This window comes from Arthrobacter sp. TE12232, from assembly GCF_054062615.1.
The window spans coordinates 921920-943604 of record NZ_JBSSFK010000001.1; the positions used below are offsets into that span (position 1 = coordinate 921920).

The following is a 21685-nucleotide window of genomic DNA, read 5'->3' on the forward strand; positions in this document are numbered from 1 at the left end:
ACCCACCTTAAACGCCGCGAGTTGGCACTTCACGGCAGTGTTTTCGAAAAACATTGCCGCGAAATGCCAACTCGGTGGTAGACGCCCGGGTGGCGAGAGTTGCTACCCTGCGTACTCCCGCACGCCGGCCAGCTCGTCTTCAAGGGCCAGCAGCTGGCGCTCGACGGCGGCCGGTGCTGTGCCGCCCTGGGAGTTGCGGCTGTTGAGCGAACCCTCCGTGGACAGGACCGTACGGACCTCCGGCGTCAGGTGCTCCGAGATGGCGGCGTATTCCTCGTCCGTCAGGTCCCAGAGCTCGACGCCGCGGCTTTCGGCCTGCTTCACCGCGGCACCGGAGAGCTCGTGCGCCTCGCGGAACGGAACACCCTGCCGAACCAGCCATTCGGCAATGTCTGTGGCCAGCGCGAAGCCCTGGGGGGCCAGCGCTTCCATCCGTTCGGTGTTGAACTTCAGGGTCGCGATCATGCCGGAGACGGCAGGAAGCAGCACTTCCAGGGTGTCGGCGGCGTCGAAGACCGGCTCCTTGTCTTCCTGCAGGTCGCGGTTGTACGCGAGCGGCAGGCCCTTGAGCGTCGCCAGCAGGCCCGTCAGGTTGCCGATCAGCCGGCCGGCCTTACCGCGCGCGAGCTCGGCGACGTCCGGGTTCTTCTTCTGCGGCATGATCGAGGAGCCGGTGGAGTAGGAATCATGCAGGGTGACGAAGGAGAACTCCTTCGTGGCCCACAGGATCACTTCCTCCGAGACCCGGGACAAGTCCACCCCGATCATGGCCGTGATCCAGGCGAACTCAGCGAAGACATCGCGGGAGGCGGTGCCGTCGATCGAGTTGTGCGTGGCGGAGAAGAAGCCCAGTTCCGCGGCAACGGCTTCAGGGTCCAGGCCCAGCGAGGAGCCGGCGAGGGCGCCCGAGCCATAGGGCGAAACCCCGGCGCGCTTGTCCCAGTCGGCCAGCCGCTGCACATCGCGCAGCAGCGCCCAGGCGTGGGCCAGCAGGTGGTGGCTGAGCAGCACCGGCTGGGCATGCTGGAGGTGGGTGCGGCCGGGCATGGCCACACCACGGTGGGCCTTGGCCTGGTCCACGAGAGCATCGATCGTGGCGAGCACGCCGCGCGCGATGATCCGGGCGTGGTCCCGCAGGAACATCCGGCCCAGGGTGGCCACCTGGTCGTTGCGGGACCGGCCGGCGCGGAGCTTGCCGCCGAGCTGGGTCCCGGCGCGCTCGATCAGGCCGCGCTCCAGGGAACCATGCACGTCCTCATCGGACTCGGCCGGCGTATAGGCCCCCGAGGCGACGTCCTCATCCAGCCGCGTCAGGGCGGCCAGCATGCCCTCGAGCTCGGCGTCGTCCAGCAGCCCGGCCTTGTGCAGCACGCGGGCGTGCGCCTTGGACCCGGCGATGTCGTAGCGGGCCAGCCGCCAGTCAAAGTGCGTGGACTTGCTCAGCGCTGCGAGGGCGTCCGCGGGGCCGCCGGCGAACCGGCCGCCCCACAGCGCTCCCGTGTTGGTAGCTTCGGACTTGGTGGTTTCCTGCTCAGCCACAGGGGCTACTTTCCGGCGACGCGGATGTCGCGGCCGGAGGCAACCTTGGCGGACATGCCCCACAGCTCGATGAAGCCACGCGCCATCGACTGGTCGAAGGTGTCGCCGGTGTCGTAGGTGGCGAGGTCGAAGTCGTAGAGCGAGGTCTCGGAGCGGCGTCCGTTGACGATCGCCTGGCCACCGTGCAGGACCATGCGGATGTCGCCGGAGACGTAGCGCTGGGTGTCTTCGATGAAGGCGTCGAGCGAGCGCTTGAGCGGGGAGAACCACTGGCCGTCGTAGACCAACTCGGCCCAGCGCTGGCCGACGGTGGCCTTGAAGCGGGCCTGCTCGCGCTCGATCGTGATGTCCTCGAGGTGCTTGTGTGCGGTGATCAGCGCCATGGCACCGGGGGCCTCGTAGATTTCGCGGGACTTGATGCCCACCAGGCGGTCCTCGACGACGTCGATCCGGCCGACGCCCTGGGCACCGGCCCGGCGGTTGAGTTCCTTGATGGCCTGCAGCGGGGTGACCTTGACGCCGTCGATCGCGACCGGCACGCCGGCCTCGAAGGAGATGGTGACTTCATCCGGTGCCGGCGGGAATTCCGGGGTGGCGGTGTAGTCGTAGATGTCCTTGGTGGGGGCGTTCCAGATGTCCTCGAGGTAGCCGGTTTCGACGGCGCGGCCCCAGACGTTCTGGTCGATCGAGTACGGGTTCTTCTTGGTGGTCTCGATCGGCAGTCCCTTCTCCTCGGCGAAGGCGATGGCCTTGTCGCGGGTCAGGGCGAGGTCGCGGACCGGGGCGATGCACTTCAGGTCCGGGCCGAGGGTCTGGATGCCGACCTCGAAGCGGACCTGGTCGTTGCCCTTGCCGGTGCAGCCGTGGGCCACGGTGGTGGCACCGAATTCACGGGCGGCCTTGACCAGGTGCTTGACGATCACCGGGCGGGAGATGGCGGAGACCAGCGGGTAGTGGCCCTGGTAGAGGGCGTTGGCCTTCAGCGTGGGGACGCAGTACTCGTTGGCGAACTCGTCGCTGGCGTCGGCCACGTAGGCCTCGACGGCGCCGCAGCCCAACGCGCGCTGGCGGATGGTTTCCAGGGATTCGCCGCCCTGTCCGACGTCGACGGCCACGGCGATGACCTCGGCGCCGGTGGCTTCACCGATCCAGCCGATGGCTACGGAAGTATCCAGGCCGCCGGAGTAGGCCAGAACAATACGCTCAGTCACTTGAAATGCTCCTTAGTTGTTTGGTTGTTGCAGTTGTCTGGGAAGAATGTGGAAGAACTGTCGGGATAACTGCTGCGGAAATCGTGTCTGTTGAAAGCCTGTCACAGGCCCGCCGCAGGCCCAATCCTGCGTTTGCCGCGGCGCTATTGGCTGCCGGCTTCCTCGGCGAACTGCAGGAAGCGGGCTGCGACGTCGGCGCCGCCCAGGGGGTCCCGGGTGACGAGGAGGACGGTGTCGTCCCCCGCGATGGTGCCCAGGATCGAGGGCATCACGGAGTGGTCGATCGCGAGGGCCAGGAAGTTCGCGGCCCCCGGCGGGGTCCTGAGCACCACGAGGTTGGCCGAGGCCTCGGCGGTCACGAGCAGTTCCCCGCACAGCCGGCTCAGCCGGGCGTCGAGGATTTCCTGGGTGACACCGCTTTTGGCGGCCCGTTCGCCGCCCTCCCCCGGGACGGCGTAGACCAGCACGCCGTCCTTGCCGCGGACCCGGACCGCGCCGAGTTCCACGAGGTCGCGGGAGAGCGTGGCCTGGGTGACCTGGACGCCGTCGTCCGCGAGCAGCGCCGCGAGCTCGGCCTGCGACCGGACCGATTCGCCCGTGAGGATCGCCGTGATCCGAGCCTGCCGGGCCGTTTTGGTGGCCGGGCTGGCCCCCGGAGAGGCTGGCTGGACGGACATCAGGCCGGGCCCACCGGCGCCAGCCCATCGACCGGCGCGAGCCCGTCAACAACCGCCAGGCCTGAGCGGTGCATGAGCCATGCCATGAGTGCCTTCTGGGCGTGGAGGCGGTTTTCGGCCTCGTCCCAGACCACCGACTGCGGGCCGTCAATGACGTCCGCGGCAATCTCGTAGCCCCGGTAGGCCGGCAGGCAGTGGAGCACGACGGCGTCCGGCGCCGCGAGCTTCATGGCCTCGGCGTCCACGGAATAGTTGCGGAACAGCTTCATCCGCGCTTCCTTTTCCGCTTCCTGGCCCATGGACACCCACGTGTCGGTGGCGACGACGTCGGCGCCGAGGAGGGCCTCGGCGGGGTCGATCGTCACGAGCACCGAGCCGCCGGTCTCCGCGGCGCGGTCCTCGGCGGCGGCGATGATCTCCGGGGACGGCAGGTACCCGTCCGGGCCCGCGATGCGGACGTTCATGCCCGCCGTGACGCCGGCCAGCAGGTAGGAGTTGGCCATGTTGTTGGCGGAGTCGCCCAGGTACGCCATGGTCAGGCCGTTGAGTTCGCCCTTGTGTTCCTTGATGGTCAGGAGGTCGGCGAGCAGCTGGCACGGGTGGTAGTCATCACATAGGGCGTTGATGACCGGAACGCGCGAGTTTTCGGCCATGGCGACGAGGCCGGCGTGCGCGCCGGTGCGCCACACGATGGTGGAGACCATGCGTTCGAGCACCTTGGCGGTGTCCTCCACCGATTCCTTGTGGCCGATCTGTGCCTCGCCCGGGTTGATGATGAGCGGGTTGCCGCCCATGTCCGCGATGCCGGTGGCGAAGGAGACCCGGGTCCGGGTGGAGGTCTTGTCGAAGATGACAGCCACGGTCTTGCGGCCGCTGGCCGCCGCGGCGAAGGGCTGGACGCTGTACGGCGCGGCCTTCATCCGGGCGGCGAGCTCGAGGACCACGGCTTGTTCGGCCGGGCTGAGGTCCGTGTCCTTGAGGAAGTGGCGGACGGGTCTTGTCGAAATTTCAGTTGCGGTCACTGGGCGTCCTTTGCGGTCTGGAGGAGGGCGGGCAGCGCCGCGAGGAAGCGGTCGGCCTGATCGGTGGTCAGGATCAGGGGCGGTGCCAGCCGGATGGTGCGCGGGCCCGGGCTGTTGACGATGAACCCGGCGTCGAGCCCGGCGGCAACGACGCCGGGCGCGACGTCGGCGTCGAGGTCGAAGCCGATCAGCAGCCCCTCGCCGCGGACCTCGGTCACGCCGTCGATCCCGGCCAGGCCCGCGCGCAGGTGCTCCCCCACGGCCCGGACGTGGGCCAGGACGTCCTGGCTTTCGAGGACGTGCAGGGTGGCGAGGGCGGCCGCGGTGGCCACCGGGTTGCCGCCGAACGTGGTCCCGTGCTGGCCGGCGGTCAGCAGCGCGGAGTTTTCCGGGCCGAAGGTCACGAGGGCGCCGATCGGGAAGCCGCCGCCCAGCCCCTTGGCGAGGGTCACGGCGTCGGGCACGATCCCGGCGTCCTCGCTGGCCAGCCACTTGCCGGTGCGGCCGATGCCGGTCTGGACCTCGTCGAGGATCAGCAGCGCGCCCGCGGCGGTTGTGGCCTCGCGGGCAGCCTTGAGGTAGCCGGCGGGCAGCGGCCGGACGCCGGCCTCGCCCTGTATCGGTTCCAGGAAGACCGCGGCGGTGGTGTTGTCCACCGCGGCGCGAAGGGCCTCGATGTCACCGAACGGAACGTGCACGACGCCGCCGGGCAGCGGCGCGAACGGCGCCCGGTATGCCTCCTTGGCGGTCAGCGCGAGGGCGCCCATTGTGCGGCCGTGAAAGGCGCCCTCGAGCGCGATGATCTTGGTGCGCGGCTTCGCTGCGCTCTCCGCGGCTGCGGCGTGGCTGGCGCCGGTGTTCCGGCGCGCCAGCTTGAACGCCGCTTCGACGGCCTCGGTGCCGGAGTTGGCGAAGAACACCTTGGAGCCGGCCGGCGCCTTGGACAGTTCCAGCAGCTTTTCGGCCAGGGCGATCTGGGTGGGGCTCGTGAAGAAGTTGGAGACGTGGCCCAGGGTGGCGAGCTGGCTGGAGATCACCGAGGTGACGAACGGGTGGGCGTGGCCCAGGGCGTTCACCGCGATTCCGCCGAGCAGGTCGAGGTACTCCTTGCCGTCGGCGTCCCACACGAGGCAGCCGGCGCCGCGGACCAGAACCCGTTGCGGGGTGCCGAAGACGCCCAGCAGGGAGGAGGAGTAGCGGGAGAGCCACTGCGCGCCAGTGGCGTGCGAGTGGACCAGCTCCCCTACCGGAGAGTGTTCGAGATCCGTGGAAGATGCCGTTTCGATCTGGTTCATTTGCTTTCCTCGTCCGGGACCACCTGGGTGCCGATACCCGCGGTCGTAAAGGTTTCCAGCAGCATCGAGTGCGGCAGCCGGCCGTCCACGATGTGGGCGCGCTCGACGCCGTCGTCAATTGCTTTCAAGCAGGCCGCCATCTTCGGGATCATGCCGGACTCAAGGCGCGGCAGCAGCTCGCGGAGCTCCGAAGCCGTCAGCGACGAGATGAGCGAGGACCGGTCCGGCCAGTTGGCGTAGAGGCCTTCGACATCGGTCAGGATGACCAGCTTGGATGCACCCAGCGCCGACGCGACCGCGGCCGCCGCCGTGTCCGCGTTGACGTTGAGTACCTGCCCGGTGGTGGACCCGTCGTCGTGGATTTCCGGGGCGACGGTGGAGATCACGGGAATCCGCCCGGCGGCCACGATGTCCAGGATGCCTTCCGGGTTGACCCCGACGACCTCGCCCACCAGGCCCAGGTCCACCTCTTCGCCGTCCACCACGGTGCCGGTACGGACGGCGCGGAGCAGGCCACCGTCCTCACCCGACATGCCGACGGCGTACGGGCCGTGGGAGTTGATCAGGCCCACGAGTTCGCGTCCCACCTGGCCGGTGAGGACCATCCGGACCACGTCCATGGCCTCGGGGGTGGTGACGCGCAGGCCGCCCTTGAACTCGGATTCGATCCCGAGCCGGCTGAGCATGGTGTTGATCTGCGGGCCGCCGCCGTGCACCACCACGGGGTGGATGCCGACGTGGTGCAGGAAGACGACGTCTTCCGCGAAGGCGCGGCGGAGCTCGTCGTTGACCATGGCGTTGCCGCCGTACTTGATCACCATGGTGGTGCCGGCAAAGCGCTGGATCCAGGGCAGCGCCTCGATCAGCGTGGCTGCTTTGTCGCGGGCCTCGGACATGGAGGTGGTCTCGCGTGTCTGGGTGTTCATGCTGTTCGTCGCTTCCCGGAAGGGCCTAGCTTGAGTAGGCGCTGTTCTCGTGGACGTAGTCGTGGGTGAGGTCGTTGGTGAGGATCGTGGCCTCGGCCTCGCCGGCCTGCAGGTCGATCTCGACGAGGACCTCGCGCGGCTCCAGGTCCACGAGGTTCCGGTCGTCGCCGATGCTGCCGTTGCGGCAGATCTGGACGCCGTTCATGGTCACATTGAGCTGGTCCGGCTCGAACGCCGCATCGGTGGTGCCGACGGCGGACAGCACGCGGCCCCAGTTGGGGTCCTTGCCGAAAATCGCGGTCTTGAACAGGTTCGAGCGGGCGACGGCGCGGCTGACGGTCTCGGCGTCCCGCTCGCTCGCAGCGTTGAACGTCCGGATCGCAATATCGTGGCTGGCGCCCTCGGCGTCGCCGATCAGTTTGCGTGCCAGCTCGGCGCAGACCTCGGTCAGTCCTGCGCCGAACGCGACGGCGGACGGCACGGCACCGGAGGCACCGGAGGCCAGGAGCACCACGGTGTCGTTGGTGGACATGCAGCCGTCGGAGTCCGCCCGGTCGAAGGTGACCCGGGTGGCGTCGCGGAGGACGACGTCGAGCATTTCCGGCTGGACGTCGGCGTCCGTGGTGAGGACCACCAGCATGGTAGCGAGGCCCGGGGCCAGCATGCCGGCGCCCTTGGCCATGCCGCCGATGGTGAACTCGTTGCCCTCGGCGTCCGTGCCGGTGAAGACGGCCTGCTTGGACACGGAGTCGGTGGTCATGATTGCGGTGGCCGCTGCTGCCCCGCCGTCGGCGGCCAGGCCGGCAGTGGCGGAACCGATCCCGGCCAGGATCTTGTCCATGGGCAGCTGCTCGCCGATCAGTCCGGTGGAGCAGACCACGACGTCGGTGGCCGAGACACCCAGCGCCTCGGCGGTCTTCTCGGCCGTGGTGTGCGTGTTCTGGAAGCCCTGGGGTCCGGTGCAGGCGTTGGCTCCCCCGGAGTTGAGGATGACGGCGTCGACGCGCCCGTCCTTGACCACTTCGCGGGACCAGTGCACGGGTGCCGCGGCGACGCGGTTGGACGTGAAGACTGCCGCGGCGGCCCTGGACGGGCCGTCGTTGACCACGAGGGCCAGGTCCGGTTTGCCGGAGGTCTTGAGGCCGGCGGTGACGCCGGCGGCGCGGAATCCCTGCGGTGCGGTGATGCTCACGGTGCGACTCCCTGGAGGTTGAGGCCGGCGTCTTCCGCCAGGCCGAGGGCAATATTCATGGACTGCACGGCCCCGCCGGCGGTTCCCTTGGTCAGGTTGTCGATGGCGCAGCACACGATCACGCGGCCGGTGTGCGCATCGAACGCAAGCTGCATGGCCGTGTGGTTGGATCCCAGGACCGATTTGGTGGAGGGCCACTGGCCTTCGGGGAGCAGGTGCACGAACGGTTCGTCGTCGTAGGCCTCGCTCCAGGCGCGGCGCAACTCCTCGGCGGTGACGCCCGAGCGCACCTTCGCAGTCGCCGTCGTGAGGATGCCGCGGCTCATCGGAGCGAGCGTGGGCGTGAAGGACACGGTGACCGGGGCGTTCAGGGCTTTGGACAGTCCCTGCTCGATCTCCGGGGTGTGCCGGTGTCCGCCGCCCACGCCGTAGGGGCTCATGGAGCCCATGACCTCGGCGCCGATCAGATTCACCTTGGCGGCCTTGCCGGCCCCGGACGTGCCGGAAGCGGAGACGATCACGACGTCGTCGCCTTCCAGGAGGTGGTTGCTGAAGCCGGGCGTGAGGGCCAGCAGGGCCGACGTCGGGTAGCAGCCCGGGACGGCGATTCGGGTGGCGCCGCGCAGGGCGTCGCGCTGGCCGGGCAGCTCGGGGAGTCCGTAGGGCCAGGTGCCGGCGTGCGCGGAGCCGTAGAACTTCTCCCAGGCGTGCGGGTCCTCGAGGCGGTGGTCCGCGCCGGCGTCGATCACCACGGTTCCGGCCGGAAGCCGGGCCGCGATCTCCGCGGACGCCCCGTGCGGAAGTGCCAGGAACACGACGTCCTGCCCGGCCAGGTTGTCCACCGTGGTGTCTTCAAGGATCCGGTCTGCCAGGCCATGGAGATGCGGCTGCAATTCCCCTAGTCTGGAACCGGCGTTGCTGTGGGCCGTGATGGCGCCGATGGTGACGTCGGGATGACCGGCAAGGATCCGCAGGACCTCGCCGCCGGCATAACCGCTCGCCCCGGAAACGGCAACAGAAATAGTCATAAGCATGACTATACAGCAAGAGTATGCATAGGTGCCGATATTTATGCATCGATGCTTCCGTGTCCGGATGACCCCCGGAATGCGTCCGGCTACGGCCCCCTAGCCTGTCCTCCGAGCACGGCTCCGGACGAGGCGTGCCGGCGTCAGGAGAGTTCCGCCGGCAGAGGATGACGGTGTGGATCGGCGCTCCGTGTAGACACCGGGGCGTATGCTGGGTAAAGGGTAATACAGACCGTGCAGCTGCGAATGTCAGTTGGCGCGTTGCCCGTAACAGTTACGAGGCAAGCGCTCCATGACCCTCACCACCGCAACGACGGAGCGACCGAAATCGCGCGTCCGGCAGCCCAATGCCGTCGTCCTCAGCTACTCGGAACTCCTGAAAACCGTCAAGGCGGCGGGCCTGCTCGAACGCCGCGTCGGTTTCTACATCACGGTGTTTTCCGTCCTGGCCCTCCTGATGGCCGCCACCTGGTTCGGCTTCGCCTTGATCGGTGACAGCTGGTTCCAGCTCCTCATCGCCGCGGCCCTGGGCATCCTCTGCACCCAGCTGAGCTTCCTGGCCCACGAGGCCGGGCATCGGCAGATCTTCGCCTCCCGCCGCGCCAACGACTGGGCCGCACGGCTCCTTGCCACCTCGGTCGCCGGGATCAGCTACTCCTGGTGGGAGCAGAAGCACGGCGCGCACCACAACCACCCGAACGTCATTTCCAAGGACCCGGACATCGCTACGGGGGCGATCGCCTTCTTCCCGGAAGCCGCGGCCACCCGGCAGGGACGGTTCTCGTTCCTCACCCGCAAACAGGGCTGGTTCTTCTTCCCGCTCCTGTTCCTTGTGGGCCTGGGCCTGCAGATCGATTCGATCAAGTTCATCTTCCAGCGCGCCAAGGTCACGCACCGTTGGGTTGAAATCCCGATCCTCGTGGTCCGCCTCAGCCTGCTGCCGGTTCTCGCCTTCACTTTCCTGCCGTGGGGCATGGCACTCGCGTTCATCGCGGTCCAGCTCGCCGTCTTCGGCTTTTACATGGGCGCCTCCTTCGCCCCGAACCACAAGGGCATGCCGGTCCTGCCTGCCGACAGCCGCGTGGACTTCTTCAGCCGCCAGGTCCTGACCTCCCGGAACATCTCGGGCGGCCGCTTCATGGACATCCTGCTCGGCGGCCTCAACCGCCAGGCCGAGCACCACCTGTTCCCGGACATGGCCCGCCCGCAGTTGGACAAGGCCGCCGTGATCGTCCGCGAGTTCTGCGCGAAGCACCAAGTTCCTTACACGGAAACCACGCTCCTGCAGTCCTACGGCATCATCGTCCGTTACCTCAACGACGTCGGCCTCTCCGCCGGACGCCACTTCGAGTGCCCGATGGCGACCGTCACCCGCCGCTACTAGCCGGGCGCAACGCCTCTGCCGCCGCCCGGGTGCAGGCTCCGCCGGCGGACCGGGCAGGTGTGGGACCATAATGCGCTGGTCTGTTCATGGCCGCACCACGTGACGGCTAGTTACGGACGGCCCCTTCATGGTTGTCGCCGGTGTCCCTAGGATGGTCCATGGGACCGGGACATAAAATTCCCGCCCGGAAAAGGAGCCATATGATGCACGCTATCGTCGCCCGCCGGGCAGGGGGCCCCGAGGTCCTGGAACTCGACGAAACAGCCCGTCCCGTTCCCGGACCGGGCCAGCTTCTGATCAAGGTCGCCGCCGCGGGCGTGAACTTCATCGACACCTACAAGCGCAGCGGCGTCTACAAGGTCGCCTACCCCTTCACACCCGGCTCCGAAGCCTCGGGGACCGTGGAGGAAGTCGGCGACGGCGTCACCGGGTTCGCTCCCGGCGACCGGGTGGCGACGGCGGAAGGCATCAACTGCTACGCCGGCTATGCCCTCGTCGACGGGGACAAGGCCCTCCCGGTTCCGGACGGTCTGGACGATTTCACCGCCGCGGCCCTGCCGCTGCAGGGCGTCACAGCCCATTACCTGATCAATTCCACCTTCAAGGTCGAGCCTGACCACACGGTGCTGGTCCACGCCGGCGCCGGTGGTGTCGGGCTCCTCATGATCCAACTGCTCAAGGCCAAGGGCGCCCACGTCATCACCACCGTCTCCACGGACGCGAAAGAACAGCTGGCCCGGAACGCCGGGGCAGACCACGTGCTGCGCTACGACGGATTCGCGGAGCACGTCCGCGACCTGACCAGCGGCAACGGCGCGGACGTGGTGTACGACGGCGTCGGAAAAGACACCTTCGACGGGTCCCTGGCGTCGCTGCGCATCCGGGGCATGCTGGTCCTCTTCGGCGGAGCCTCCGGCCCGGTCCCGCCGTTCGACCCGCAGCGGCTCAATGCCGGCGGCTCGCTGTACCTCACGCGGCCCACCATGGGCCACTACCTTCGCGACGCCCGCGAACGCCGCTGGCGCTCGGACGAAGTCTTTGCCGCCGCTGCCGCGGGCAGCCTCAAGGTCAGGATCGGCGCGCGCTACTCCCTCGCCGAAGCAGCACAGGCCCATGATGACCTCGAACAGCGCCGCACCACGGGCAAAGTCATCCTGGTCCCCTAAAGCCGCGCGGGCGCCTAGACCACGCGGCAACACCATCCGTTCATCTCTTGCAGGGACAATGCGCCAGTGACCGAGCAACAACTGACCCCGAGTAAAGCCCCCGACGCCGGTTCGGCACAGCGTGTGGCGGCGGACGACACCCCCGTCCACGCGCCCCAACTGCCCGGCGCGCTCTCCGCCCCGCCGGAGCGGACGCTCATAGACATCCTCCGCACTACTGCCGACCGATTCCCTGATGCATCCGCCCTCGACGACGGCCACCGCTCGCTCAGTTACGCCCAGCTAATGCACGAAGTCCGGGCAACCGCGCGGAAACTGCACATGGCCGGACTGGGTGCCGGCGACAAGATCGGCGTCCGGATCCCGTCCGGCACCAATGAGCTCTACATCTCGATCCTGGCGGTGCTGCTCGTCGGGGCGGCGTACGTCCCGGTCGACGCCGACGACCCCGACGAGCGGGCCAAACTCGTCTTCGGGGAAGCCAGGGTTTCCGGCATTCTTCGCGCCGGCGCGAAGATCGTCACGGACAGCAAACACCCCCGGCCGTTCCCCGCGGCCAGGCAGCCGGGCCCCGACGACGACGCGTGGGTTATCTTCACTTCCGGTTCAACCGGCACTCCCAAGGGCGTTGCCGTCCAGCACCGCTCGGCCGCCGCGTTCGTGGACGCCGAGGCCCGCCTCTTCCTGCAGGATGATCCGGTGGGCCCGCAGGACCGGGTGCTGGCAGGATTGTCCGTTGCCTTTGACGCCTCCTGCGAGGAAATGTGGCTCGCGTGGCGCAACGGCGCCTGCCTCGTCCCGGCACCCCGGGCGCTGGTCCGCACCGGGATGGACCTTGGCCCCTGGCTCATCAGCCACGGAATCACAGTGGTATCCACCGTCCCCACGCTCGCCGCACTCTGGCCCGTCGAGTCGCTGGAAAGCGTCCGCCTGCTGATCTTCGGCGGGGAAGCGTGTCCGCCGGACCTTGCCGAGCGGCTCGCCGTCGAAGGCCGGGAAGTATGGAACACCTACGGTCCCACCGAGGCCACCGTGGTCGCCTGTGCCGCGCCGCTCGGCACGCCCGGCCCCATCCGGATCGGCCTGCCGCTGGACGGCTGGGACCTCGCCGTCGTCGACGCCGATTCACTCCCGGTCGCCGAAGGCGCGGTGGGCGAACTGATCATCGGCGGCGTCGGGCTGGCCCGGTACCTTGACCCGGTCAAGGATGCGGAAAAGTACGCCCCCATGCCGACGCTGGGCTGGGAGCGCGCCTACCGCTCGGGCGACCTCGTCAAGTACGAGGCCGAGGGACTCATCTTCCAGGGCCGCGCCGATGAACAGGTCAAGCTCGGCGGCCGCCGGATCGAACTGGGCGAAATCGACGCCGCCCTGCAGTCGCTGCCGGATGTCGCCGGTGCCGCCGCCGCGGTGCAGACCACGGCGGCGGGCAACCAGATCCTGGTCGGCTACCTTGCCGCCGTGGCTGGCCAGGACATTGACCTCGCTGTCGCGCGCGAACTGCTGGGCGAGAACCTGCCGGCACCGCTCATCCCGCTCCTGACCCTCGTCGATTCGCTGCCCACCAAGACCAGCGGCAAAGTGGACCGCCATGCCCTGCCCTGGCCGCTCAGCGGTACCGGAGCCGTCGAGGCCGAAGGCGCCCCGCTCAACCTGCCCGAGGACGCGCAATGGATCGTGCAGCAGTGGAGCGCCGTGCTGGGGAGCCCGGTCACGAGCCTGGACGCTGATTTCTTCGCGTACGGCGGCGGCTCGCTGGCAGCCGCGCAACTCGTGTCCGCCCTGCGCGTGCGCTACCCGACCATCACGGTGGCCGATATCTACGCGACCCCCAGGGTAGGCGCGCTGGTGGACACGGCCCGCCAGTCGCTACCCGAGGGCGGGGCTGTTCCCGCACAGGAGCGGACCGTCCGGCCCACGGCACGGAGGTCCCAGGCCTTCCAGACGTTCATGGGCGTCCCGCTGCACATCCTCGTCGGCATGCGTTGGCTGACCTACCTGATGGCCGCCAACAACCTTCTGGCGGCCTTCGCCGGATTCAGCGCGGCGCCAACAATTTCGTGGTGGTGGGTCCTTGCCTCCTGGCTCGTCTTCGTCAGCCCCGCCGGGCGGATGATGATCTCCATTGCCGCGGCCCGGATCCTGCTCCGCAACGTCGGGCCCGGAACGTACCCGCGGTCCGGGAAGGTGCACATCCGGCTCTGGCTCGCCGAGCAGATCCAGGACCTCGCCGGCGCTATCAGCCTGGCCAGCGCGCCGTGGGTCCCTTACTACGCAAAAGCCCTGGGCGCCAAGATCGGCGAGAACGTCCAACTGCACTCCCTCCCGCCCGTCACCGGGCTGCTGACCCTCGGAGCCGGGTCCAACATCGAGCCTGAAGTTGATCTGTCCGGCTGGTGGATCGACGGCGACCTCGTCCACATCGGCGCCATCAGAATTGGCCCCGGCGCAAGCGTCGGGGCGCGCAGCACACTCATGCCGGGAGCCATCGTGGGAGCAGGAGCGCAGGTGGAGCCGGGCTCCGCAGTCATGGGGAAGGTCAAAGCCGGCCAGCTGGTGGCAGGGTCACCGGCCGAGCGACGCGGCAAGGCCCGGCACTCGTGGCCGGAATCCCCGGCCGAGCACCGGCTGATCGGCCGGCTGTGGTTTGCCGGGTTCGCCGCGGCATCAGCGGTGCTGGCTCTTATCCCCTACGCCTCCGCCGCCGCTGCGGCCTTTGTGATGTTCTCGTTCATCAAGGGGCACTCCTCGTTGTCCGCAGCCCTGCCCGGACTTGTGCTTTCCATCCCCCTTGCGGCACTCGTGTGGTTCCTGACCAACCTGTTGCTGATACTTGCCACCACACGGCTCCTCAGCATCGGCCTCGCCGAGGGCTACTACCGTGTCCGCAGCCGGATCGGATGGCAGGTGTGGGCAACCGAGCGGGTGCTGGACCTGGCCCGGGATCTGCTGTTCCCGATCTACGCCAGCCTCTTCACCCCTGTCTGGCTCCGGCTTCTCGGCGCGAAGATCGGCCGCAACGTGGAAGCCTCCACGGTGCTCCTGATCCCCCGCATGACCACTGTGGGAGAAGGCGCGTTCCTGGCCGACGACACCATGGTGGCGTCCTACGAACTCGACGGCGGCTGGATGCGGATTGCGCCGGCAAAGATCGGCAAGCGGTCCTTCCTGGGCAACTCGGGCATGACGGCGGCCGGCCGCAACGTGCCCAAGAACTCCCTCGTGGCGGTCCTCTCCGCGACCCCGGCCAAGGCGAAGTCCGGGACGTCGTGGCTCGGCAGCCCGCCCGTGCGGCTGCGGCGCACCGCCATCGCCTCCGACGACACCCGGACCTACCAGCCGCCCCGGCGGCTGAAGGTCGCACGCACCCTGTGGGAGCTGTGCCGGTTCGCCCCGGTCATGCTCACGGTCGCGATCGCCGTCGCCGTGATGCTGGCATTTGACGCGATCGCAACCATCTTCAACTATGGCATCGCCGCCGTCCTGGGCGGGGTGGTGATCCTGCTGGCCGGTGCCACGGCCGCAGCCAGTGCGGTGGCGGCCAAATGGCTGCTGGTCGGCCGTATCCGCCCCGGTGAACACCCGCTCTGGAGCTCCTTCATTTGGCGGAACGAAGTGGTGGACACCTTCATTGAGATGGTCAGCGCCCCGTGGTTCGCGCGCGCGGCCACGGGCACACCGGCGCTGGTCTGGTGGCTGCGGGCACTCGGCGCGAAAATCGGCAGGGGAACCTGGTGCGAAAGCTACTGGCTGCCCGAGGCAGACCTCGTGACCCTCGGCAGGAACTCGACCGTCAACCGCGGGTGCGTCGTCCAGACCCATCTGTTCCATGACCGCGTCATGAGCATCGACACTGTTACGCTCGATGACGGAGCCACCATGGGACCGCATGGCGTCATCCTGCCGCAGGCCAGGATCGGCACCGGCGGCACGGTGGGGCCGGCGTCCCTCGTCATGCGGGGCGAAACCGTCCCTGCCGGCACGTACTGGATGGGCAACCCGGTCAGCCCCTGGGACGGCCCCGCACCGCCCGCCAAGTCCCGGTAGGCCCGGCCCGCGTATGTCCGACAGCATCACAATCCGAAGGTCCGTCCATTGAGTACCAGTGCACCAAGCAGCGGCGCCTCTGCCACCGGCGGGGATACTGCCGGAGAAATCGGCGGGGATATTGCCAGGCAAATCAGCAGGGATACAGCCAGGGCACCCGCCCGGGTTGTGGGCTCCCCGGACCCCTACATGCCTGGTCACGGGACCCACGCCTACCGGGTCACCCGGTATGAACTCGAGCTGGACTACAGGGTCAGCAGCAACCGCCTGAACGGGCGTGCTGTCCTGCACGCCATGACACAACTTCCGACGTCGGCGATCGTCCTGGACTTGACCGGGCTGCGGGCCACCAAGATCCAGCTCGACGGCCGCAAGGTGCGCCGGTTCACCCAGCGCGCCGAGCAGCTCGTCGTATACCCGGAAGTGCCGCTGCTCGCCGATGAGGCGTTCAGCCTGGATATCCGCTACGAGGGATACCCTGCACCCCGCCGCGGCCTCTGGGGCGAAGTGGGCTGGGAAGAGCTCTCCGATGGCGTGCTGGTGGCTGGCCAGCCCAACGGCGCCGCTTCCTGGTTCCCGTGCAATGACCACCCGCGGGACAAGGCGAGCTATCGCATCACGGTGACCACCGAGGCGAACTACCGGGCGGTGTGCAACGGCGTGCTGCTGTCCCGCACCAGCAGGGCCAGCCGCGAGACCTGGGTGTACGAGCAGGCCGAACCCATGGCCACCTACCTCGCAACGGTCCAGATCGGGCGTTATGAGCTCCTGACGCTCAACGCCGAGCGGCCGTCGGGACACGTCCCCCAGTACGTGGCCGTTCCGGCGTCGCAGGCGGCGGACGCCCGGGCCGCCCTGGCCCGGCAGCCCGACATGATGCGGACCTTCACCAACTGCTTTGGGCCGTATCCGTTCCCGGAGTACACCGTGGTGGTGACCGGGGACGTGCTGGAGATCCCGCTGGAGGCACAGACGCTGTCCATCCTGGGTCCCAACCATTTGCGGCAGGACTGGGAGTCGCAGCGGATGGTCGCCCACGAGCTCGCCCACCAGTGGTTCGGGAACTCGCTCACGACGGCCACGTGGAAGGACATCTGGCTGCACGAGGGCTTTGCCTGCTATGCCGAATGGCTCTGGTCCGAAGAGGCCGGCGTGATGTCGGTGGCCGGCCGCGCCCGGGCTGCCTGGCGAAAGCTTTCCGCCCTACCACAGGACCTGATGGTCGGCGACCCCGGCCCGGAGCTGATGTTTGACGACCGCGTCTACAAGCGCGGAGCCTTGGCCCTGCACGCACTGAGGGTGCGCTCTGGCGACCTCGCGTTCTTCGCCCTCCTGCATGACTGGACGGACCGTTTCCGCCACGGCACCGTGACGACGGCCGACTTCATCCTCACGGCGGCCCACGCGACAGGCCTCGATGCCGAGGCACTGCTGCACCCGTGGCTCTACGAAGATGCCCTCCCGCCGCTGCCGCAGTCAGCGCCGCCAACGCCCTGACGGCGGCCGGCGCCGCAGAAAGACCGGCCGCGTACAGACCGGCCGCGTACAGACCGGAAGCGCCTAGGGATAGACCGCCACGGCGACGGCGGCCACGAGGTATGCGGGCAGCCCGGCCTCTGCCGGCGGCAGGTCCCGGAGCCCGGCACGGCCGTTGACGTCCCCCTCCAGCACGTCATCCGGGGCGTCATCGAACACGTCGACGGTGTCCGGAGCTGTCTGCAGTCCCGTGCCGGTCATCTTGAGCCAGGCCTCCTTGCGCGCCCACAGCCGTGCCCGCGCGCGCAACAGCTCGGTGCCGGTCAGGCCCGCGAGGTATCTGCGTTCCGCCGGGGTCAGCACTACGGCGTCGAAACCCTCGAAGTCGGTCCTGGCAGGATCCTCAACGTCTATCCCCAGGCGCAGTTCCGGTTCCGGGTCAACGATTCCGGCCAGCAGCGTCCAGCCGGCCGCACGGGAAAGGCTGAGCAGCAACGGCGCCGCTGCTCCCTCGATCAGGTAGCCGGGACGGCCGTGGGAGATCTGCGTGCCGGCGCCGCAGCGCGGACAGCTGTACCAGGCTGTGAGGGCCGATGCCGGCACACCCAGCAGCCCGGCGGCAAACCTCCGCTGCGCCAGCCGTCCGGCGAGGAAGTCCTCCCGTGTCCGGGCGGTCATGGCCCGTGCCCGGTCCAGCTCCGGTCCGTCCAGAAGGGAACGCGCGTCGCTCTCCAGGAGCGAGGCAGCTGCCGCCGTTGCCGCGGCTGATGCGGGGTCTAAGGGATCGCCGGAGCTCACGGGGACGCGAAAGGGCGGGCAGGCACGCACAACAAGGTGTGATGCCATGACCCGCCCTTTCAGCTCGCCAGCGCCGTCGTCAGCTCAGTGCCGCAGTTAGCGCTGCACAGCCCCGAAGCGTTCGTGGGCAGCGGCGACGGCACCCTCACGGGCCGCCGATGCCTCGTCCGCCGTCAGGGTGCGGTCGTCGGCGCGGAAGCGCAGGCTGAACGCGAGCGACTTCTTGCCGTCCTCGATGCCCTTGCCCGCGTAGACGTCGAACAGTGCGACGTCCTCGAGCAGTTCGCCGGCGCCTTCACGCAGGGCCGTAAGCACCTCTCCGGCCGGGACGTCCTGCGGGACCACGAGGGCCACATCCTGGGTCGCCACCGGGTACGTCGAGATGTGCCGGGCCACGATCACATCGGCGGCGGCCTCGAACAGGGCGTCGGCGTTCAGTTCCAGCGCCACGGAGCGGGCCGGCATGTCGTAGGCTGCCAGCAGCTTCGGGTGCAGCTCCCCGGCATAGCCCACTACCTCGCCGGTGCGCAGGGCAATCTGCGCGGCCCGGCCCGGGTGGAAGGCCTGGTGCCGGCCCTGAGTGACCACGAGGTCGACGCCGAGCACGTCGCCGGCGACACGGGCGATATCCAGGGCGTCGGCCCAGTCCCACGCCCGCGGGGCGTGGCCCGGGGCTGCGGGCGAGTCGTGCCCCGTGAGAACCGCGGCGAGGTGCAGCGGCTGGTCCGGGACGCCGTCGTACAGGGCATCCAGCACCTCGTCGCCGGGTTTGACGCCGAGCGGCGGAATCGAGGCGGTGCCCAGCTGCTCGCCGGGCAGGAACACGAGCCCGGCCTCGAAGAGGGCGAGGTCGCGGAAACCACGGGAGTGGTTGCGCTTGGCCACCTCGATCAGGCCCGGCAGGATGGAGGTCCGCAGGAAGCCGTGCTCCTCGCTGATCGGGTTCGCCAGTTTGAGGGCCGTGCGCGCCGCACCCTCGGCAGGAACACCGAAGGTGTCGTTGGCGGCCTTGGACACGAACGGGTAGGCCAGCACTTCGGTGAGTCCGGCGTCGGCGAGGGCCTGGATCAGGCGACGGCGCTGCTGCTGGACACGCGTCAGGCCACGGCCCGGCGGCGCCACCGGCAGGGTTGCCGGGATCTTGTCGTAGCCGACCAGCCGGGCGATTTCCTCGGTGAGGTCGTCTTTGGTTTCGAGGTCGTTGCGCCAGCTCGGGGCGGTCACCGTGTGGCCGGCGGCGCTCGTTTCGACGACGGCGCCGAGGTCCTCGAGCGAGGTCACGATGTGGTCCTCGGTGAAGTCGATCCCGATCCGGGCGGCAGCGTAGCCTGCCGGCAGTTCGATGGTGACGGCGTCCGGTGCAGTGCCAACGTCGGTCCCCGCCTCGTCGGCGGTGCCGCCGGCGAGTTCGACCAGCAGGTCCACCACGCGCTGGGCGGCGACGTCGGCAACTTTCCAGTCCACGCCGCGTTCGAAGCGCTTGGACGCCTCGGATGGGAGCTTGTGGCGGCGGCGCGAGCGCGCGATCGAGACTTCGTCGAAGTGCGCGGCCTCGACCAGGACGTTGGTGGTGGAGTCCGATACCTCGGTGTGGGCGCCGCCCATGACGCCGGCGATCCCGATGGGCCCGGAGGCGTCCGTGATGAGCAGGTCCTCGGCGTCGAGCGTGCGCTCCTTGTCATCCAGGGTGGTGATCTTCTCCCCTGCCGTGGCCCGCCGGACCACGATGTCGCCGGACAGCTTGTCCAGGTCATAGCAGTGGTTCGGCTGCCCGAGCTCAAGCATGACGTAATTGGAGATATCCACCGGCAGGGAGATGGACCGGATGCCGGCGAGCCGGAGGCGGGACGTCATCCACGGCGGGGTGGGCCGGGTGGCGTCCACGCCGCGCACGGTGCGGGCCACGAAGCGGTCGCAGCCCGGCTTGCCGTAGATCGGGGCGTCGTCGTTGAGCTTGACGCCGTAACCGCCGGACAGCACCTGCGGGGCGTGGACCTTGGATGCCGGGTCGGTGAACTCGGTGCCGGTGGCATGCGCGTATTCACGGGCCACTCCGCGGATGGAGAAGCAGTAGCTGCGGTCCGGGGTGACGTTGATTTCGGCGGCCTGGTCATAGAGGCCCAGGAGTTCCATGGCGTCGGTGCCCAGTTCGGGGTCGAGGCCGATCCGGGACAGGACCAGGATGCCGTCGTGATCCTCGCCGATGCCGAGTTCACGCACGGACGCGATCATGCCGGCGGAGAGGTGGCCGTAGGTCTTGCGTGCGGAGATATGGAAGTCGCCGGGCAGTACGGCACCGGGGAGGGTAACAACCACCTTGTCGCCTTCGACGAAGTTGTGGGCGCCGCAGATGATGCCCTGCACACCGGAGGGGTCGATGCCCTCACCGGTCAGGGTCTGCTGCTGGCCTTCGGGGACAACCCGGACCTGGCACCAGTTGATGGTCTTGCCGTTGGTCTGGGGTTCCTTGACGATGCTGAGCACCTGGCCCACCACGATCGGACCCTGGATGGTGTCCGTGGGACGGTGGACCGCTTCTTCTTCGAGTCCGACCTTGACGAGCTCGGCCATGACGTCTTCGGCCGTTGCTTCGGCCGGTACCTGCGCGAATTCGCGCAACCAGGAAAGTGGGATACGCACTGTTAGATCTCCATCCCGAAGTGCTCGCTGAAACGTACGTCGCCTTCAATCATGTCGCGCATGTCGCCAACCTCATTGCGGAACATGAGGGTGCGCTCGATGCCCATACCGAAGGCAAAACCTGAATAAACGTCCGGATCGATGCCGGCGGCGCGCAGGACGTTCGGGTTGACCATGCCGCAGCCGCCCCACTCGATCCAGCTGGGGCCGCCCTTGGCGCCCGGGTGCCAGATGTCCAGCTCGGCGGAGGGCTCGGTGAACGGGAAGTAGTTCGGGCGCAGCCGGATCTGTGCTTCCCCGCCGAACATCTGCCGTGCGAAGTGCTCCAGGGTGCCGCGGAGGTCGGCCATGCTCAGCTTCTTGTCGATGGCCAGGCCCTCGAACTGGTGGAAGACCGGGGTGTGCGTCGCGTCGAGTTCATCCGTGCGGAACACTTTGCCCGGGCACAGCACGTAGATGGGCAGTTCGCGTTCCAGCATGGAGCGGACCTGCACCGGTGAGGTGTGGGTGCGCATGAGCAGGTGCGCCTCGGGCGGCTCGACGAAGAACGTGTCCTGCATGTCGCGGGCGGGGTGGTCCGGCTTGAAGTTCAGGGCATCGAAGTTGAACCATTCGGACTCGACCTCGGGCCCCTCGGCGATCTCCCAGCCCATGCCAACGAAGATGTCCGCGACGCGGTCCTGCAGCGTGGAAAGCGGGTGGCGTGCACCGGCCCGGCGCCGGCGGGGCGCCGCCGTGACGTCGACGGTCTCTTCGACGAGGATCCGCGCGTCATTCTCGGCTTCGAGCTCGGCCGTACGGTCCGCGAGCGCCTTGTTGACGCGTCCGCGGGAGGCTCCCATGAGTTTGCCGGCGGCGGCCTTCTGGTCCTTGGGCAACGCGCCGATCTCGCGGTTGGCGAGGCTCAGCGCCGACTTCTCACCCGTGTGCGCGAGGCGCACGGCCTTGAGTTCATCGAGGGTCGCGGCAGCGGCGATGGCGGCAACGGCTTGGTCTACGGCAGCGGTAATGGCGGCTTCATCCAGAGGATTCGGGACGGCGGCGCCCGGCAAAGTTTCAGTCATCTACTGTTCTTAGCTACGAGTCGGATCATGCCGGCGGCACGCACGCAGGGCGCGAGTTGTCGGCAAGGCTTATTGTCACAGTTCATTGTCACAGCCCGTGATCACTGTTCCTGATCACTGTTCGCTGTCACAGTTCATTGTGCTGGATTCATTGTGCTGGATTCATTGTGCTGAATTCATAGTGCAGGCCAGCCGAAATCCCTCCGGCGGGCACTTCCTC

15 protein-coding genes are annotated in these 21685 nt (G+C 68.5%); 4 read left to right on the forward strand and 11 right to left on the reverse strand.

Annotated elements, in window-relative coordinates:
• Positions 1 to 102: 102 nt before the first annotated feature.
• The 8 genes from argH to argC form a co-directional block, all read right to left on the reverse strand.
• A complete protein-coding gene (argH, locus tag ACVWZ7_RS04075) occupies positions 103 to 1539 on the reverse strand; it encodes an argininosuccinate lyase (RefSeq protein ID WP_344362366.1) in 1437 nt (478 codons plus the stop codon).
• A 5-nt stretch (positions 1540 to 1544) separates the two neighbouring features.
• On the reverse strand, positions 1545 to 2750 hold the full coding sequence (locus tag ACVWZ7_RS04080) for an argininosuccinate synthase (RefSeq protein WP_091249950.1): 1206 nt from the start codon (positions 2748 to 2750) through the stop codon (positions 1545 to 1547).
• A 143-nt stretch (positions 2751 to 2893) separates the two neighbouring features.
• The gene (locus ACVWZ7_RS04085; RefSeq protein ID WP_091249947.1) at positions 2894 to 3427 is read right to left on the reverse strand and encodes an arginine repressor; all 534 of its coding nucleotides are present in this window, start codon (positions 3425 to 3427) and stop codon (positions 2894 to 2896) included.
• A complete protein-coding gene (gene argF, locus ACVWZ7_RS04090) occupies positions 3427 to 4449 on the reverse strand; it encodes an ornithine carbamoyltransferase (RefSeq protein WP_456507063.1) in 1023 nt (340 codons plus the stop codon). The genes ACVWZ7_RS04085 and argF overlap by 1 nt, the downstream gene beginning before the upstream one ends.
• Complete coding sequence (locus tag ACVWZ7_RS04095) at positions 4446 to 5744, reverse strand: acetylornithine transaminase (RefSeq protein ID WP_456507064.1); 1299 nt, start codon at positions 5742 to 5744, stop codon at positions 4446 to 4448. Before ACVWZ7_RS04095 ends, argF begins: the two co-directional genes overlap by 4 nt.
• The gene (argB, locus tag ACVWZ7_RS04100) at positions 5741 to 6670 is read right to left on the reverse strand and encodes an acetylglutamate kinase (RefSeq protein ID WP_344362376.1); all 930 of its coding nucleotides are present in this window, start codon (positions 6668 to 6670) and stop codon (positions 5741 to 5743) included. The genes ACVWZ7_RS04095 and argB overlap by 4 nt, the downstream gene beginning before the upstream one ends.
• A 25-nt stretch (positions 6671 to 6695) precedes the next feature.
• Positions 6696 to 7862 carry a bifunctional glutamate N-acetyltransferase/amino-acid acetyltransferase ArgJ gene (gene argJ, locus ACVWZ7_RS04105; protein WP_456507065.1) on the reverse strand — a complete coding sequence of 389 codons (1167 nt, stop codon included), beginning with the start codon at positions 7860 to 7862 and terminating at the stop codon, positions 6696 to 6698.
• Positions 7859 to 8890 carry an N-acetyl-gamma-glutamyl-phosphate reductase gene (gene argC, locus ACVWZ7_RS04110; protein ID WP_456507066.1) on the reverse strand — a complete coding sequence of 344 codons (1032 nt, stop codon included), beginning with the start codon at positions 8888 to 8890 and terminating at the stop codon, positions 7859 to 7861. Before argC ends, argJ begins: the two co-directional genes overlap by 4 nt.
• 292 nt (positions 8891 to 9182) lie before the next feature.
• Here argC and ACVWZ7_RS04115 point away from each other — a divergent pair, with 292 nt between their 5' ends.
• The 4 genes from ACVWZ7_RS04115 to ACVWZ7_RS04130 all read left to right on the forward strand — a co-directional run bounded on the left by ACVWZ7_RS04115 (position 9183) and on the right by ACVWZ7_RS04130 (position 16984).
• Positions 9183 to 10274 carry a fatty acid desaturase family protein gene (locus tag ACVWZ7_RS04115; protein WP_344362384.1) on the forward strand — a complete coding sequence of 364 codons (1092 nt, stop codon included), beginning with the start codon at positions 9183 to 9185 and terminating at the stop codon, positions 10272 to 10274.
• A 200-nt stretch (positions 10275 to 10474) separates the two neighbouring features.
• Positions 10475 to 11440 (forward strand): quinone oxidoreductase family protein, encoded by a 966-nt coding sequence (locus ACVWZ7_RS04120; RefSeq protein ID WP_456507067.1) that lies wholly within the window; start codon positions 10475 to 10477, stop codon positions 11438 to 11440.
• Between the two features lie 123 nt (positions 11441 to 11563).
• Positions 11564 to 15487 carry a Pls/PosA family non-ribosomal peptide synthetase gene (locus tag ACVWZ7_RS04125; RefSeq protein WP_456509062.1) on the forward strand — a complete coding sequence of 1308 codons (3924 nt, stop codon included), beginning with the start codon at positions 11564 to 11566 and terminating at the stop codon, positions 15485 to 15487.
• Between the two features lie 48 nt (positions 15488 to 15535).
• Entirely contained in the window at positions 15536 to 16984 is a 1449-nt protein-coding gene (locus ACVWZ7_RS04130; RefSeq protein ID WP_456507068.1) for a M1 family metallopeptidase, read from the forward strand.
• Positions 16985 to 17047: 63 nt separating this feature from the next.
• Here the strand turns inward: ACVWZ7_RS04130 and ACVWZ7_RS04135 are convergent, their stop codons facing one another.
• Genes ACVWZ7_RS04135 through pheS form a run of 3 tightly spaced genes read right to left on the reverse strand, consistent with a single transcriptional unit; the run spans position 17048 to position 21465 of the window.
• A complete protein-coding gene (locus ACVWZ7_RS04135; RefSeq protein ID WP_456507069.1) occupies positions 17048 to 17809 on the reverse strand; it encodes a 4'-phosphopantetheinyl transferase family protein in 762 nt (253 codons plus the stop codon).
• A 48-nt stretch (positions 17810 to 17857) separates the two neighbouring features.
• Positions 17858 to 20401: a phenylalanine--tRNA ligase subunit beta gene (gene pheT / locus ACVWZ7_RS04140; protein ID WP_456507070.1), complete on the reverse strand. Its 2544-nt coding sequence runs from the start codon at positions 20399 to 20401 to the stop codon at positions 17858 to 17860.
• Between the two features lie 2 nt (positions 20402 to 20403).
• Complete coding sequence (pheS, locus tag ACVWZ7_RS04145; RefSeq protein ID WP_091249929.1) at positions 20404 to 21465, reverse strand: phenylalanine--tRNA ligase subunit alpha; 1062 nt, start codon at positions 21463 to 21465, stop codon at positions 20404 to 20406.
• Between the last annotated feature and the right edge of the window lie 220 nt (positions 21466 to 21685).

Coding starts and splice junctions, on each gene's coding strand:
- ACVWZ7_RS04085 (WP_091249947.1), bottom strand. CDS start 3,427: ATGTCCGTCCAGCCAGCCTCTCCGGGGGCCAGCCCGGCCACCAAAACG.
- ACVWZ7_RS04095 (WP_456507064.1), bottom strand. CDS start 5,744: ATGAACCAGATCGAAACGGCATCTTCCACGGATCTCGAACACTCTCCG.
- argB (WP_344362376.1), bottom strand. CDS start 6,670: ATGAACACCCAGACACGCGAGACCACCTCCATGTCCGAGGCCCGCGAC.
- argC (WP_456507066.1), bottom strand. CDS start 8,890: ATGACTATTTCTGTTGCCGTTTCCGGGGCGAGCGGTTATGCCGGCGGC.
- ACVWZ7_RS04115 (WP_344362384.1), top strand. CDS start 9,183: ATGACCCTCACCACCGCAACGACGGAGCGACCGAAATCGCGCGTCCGG.
- ACVWZ7_RS04120 (WP_456507067.1), top strand. CDS start 10,475: ATGATGCACGCTATCGTCGCCCGCCGGGCAGGGGGCCCCGAGGTCCTG.
- ACVWZ7_RS04135 (WP_456507069.1), bottom strand. CDS start 17,809: ATGGCATCACACCTTGTTGTGCGTGCCTGCCCGCCCTTTCGCGTCCCC.
- pheS (WP_091249929.1), bottom strand. CDS start 21,465: ATGACTGAAACTTTGCCGGGCGCCGCCGTCCCGAATCCTCTGGATGAA.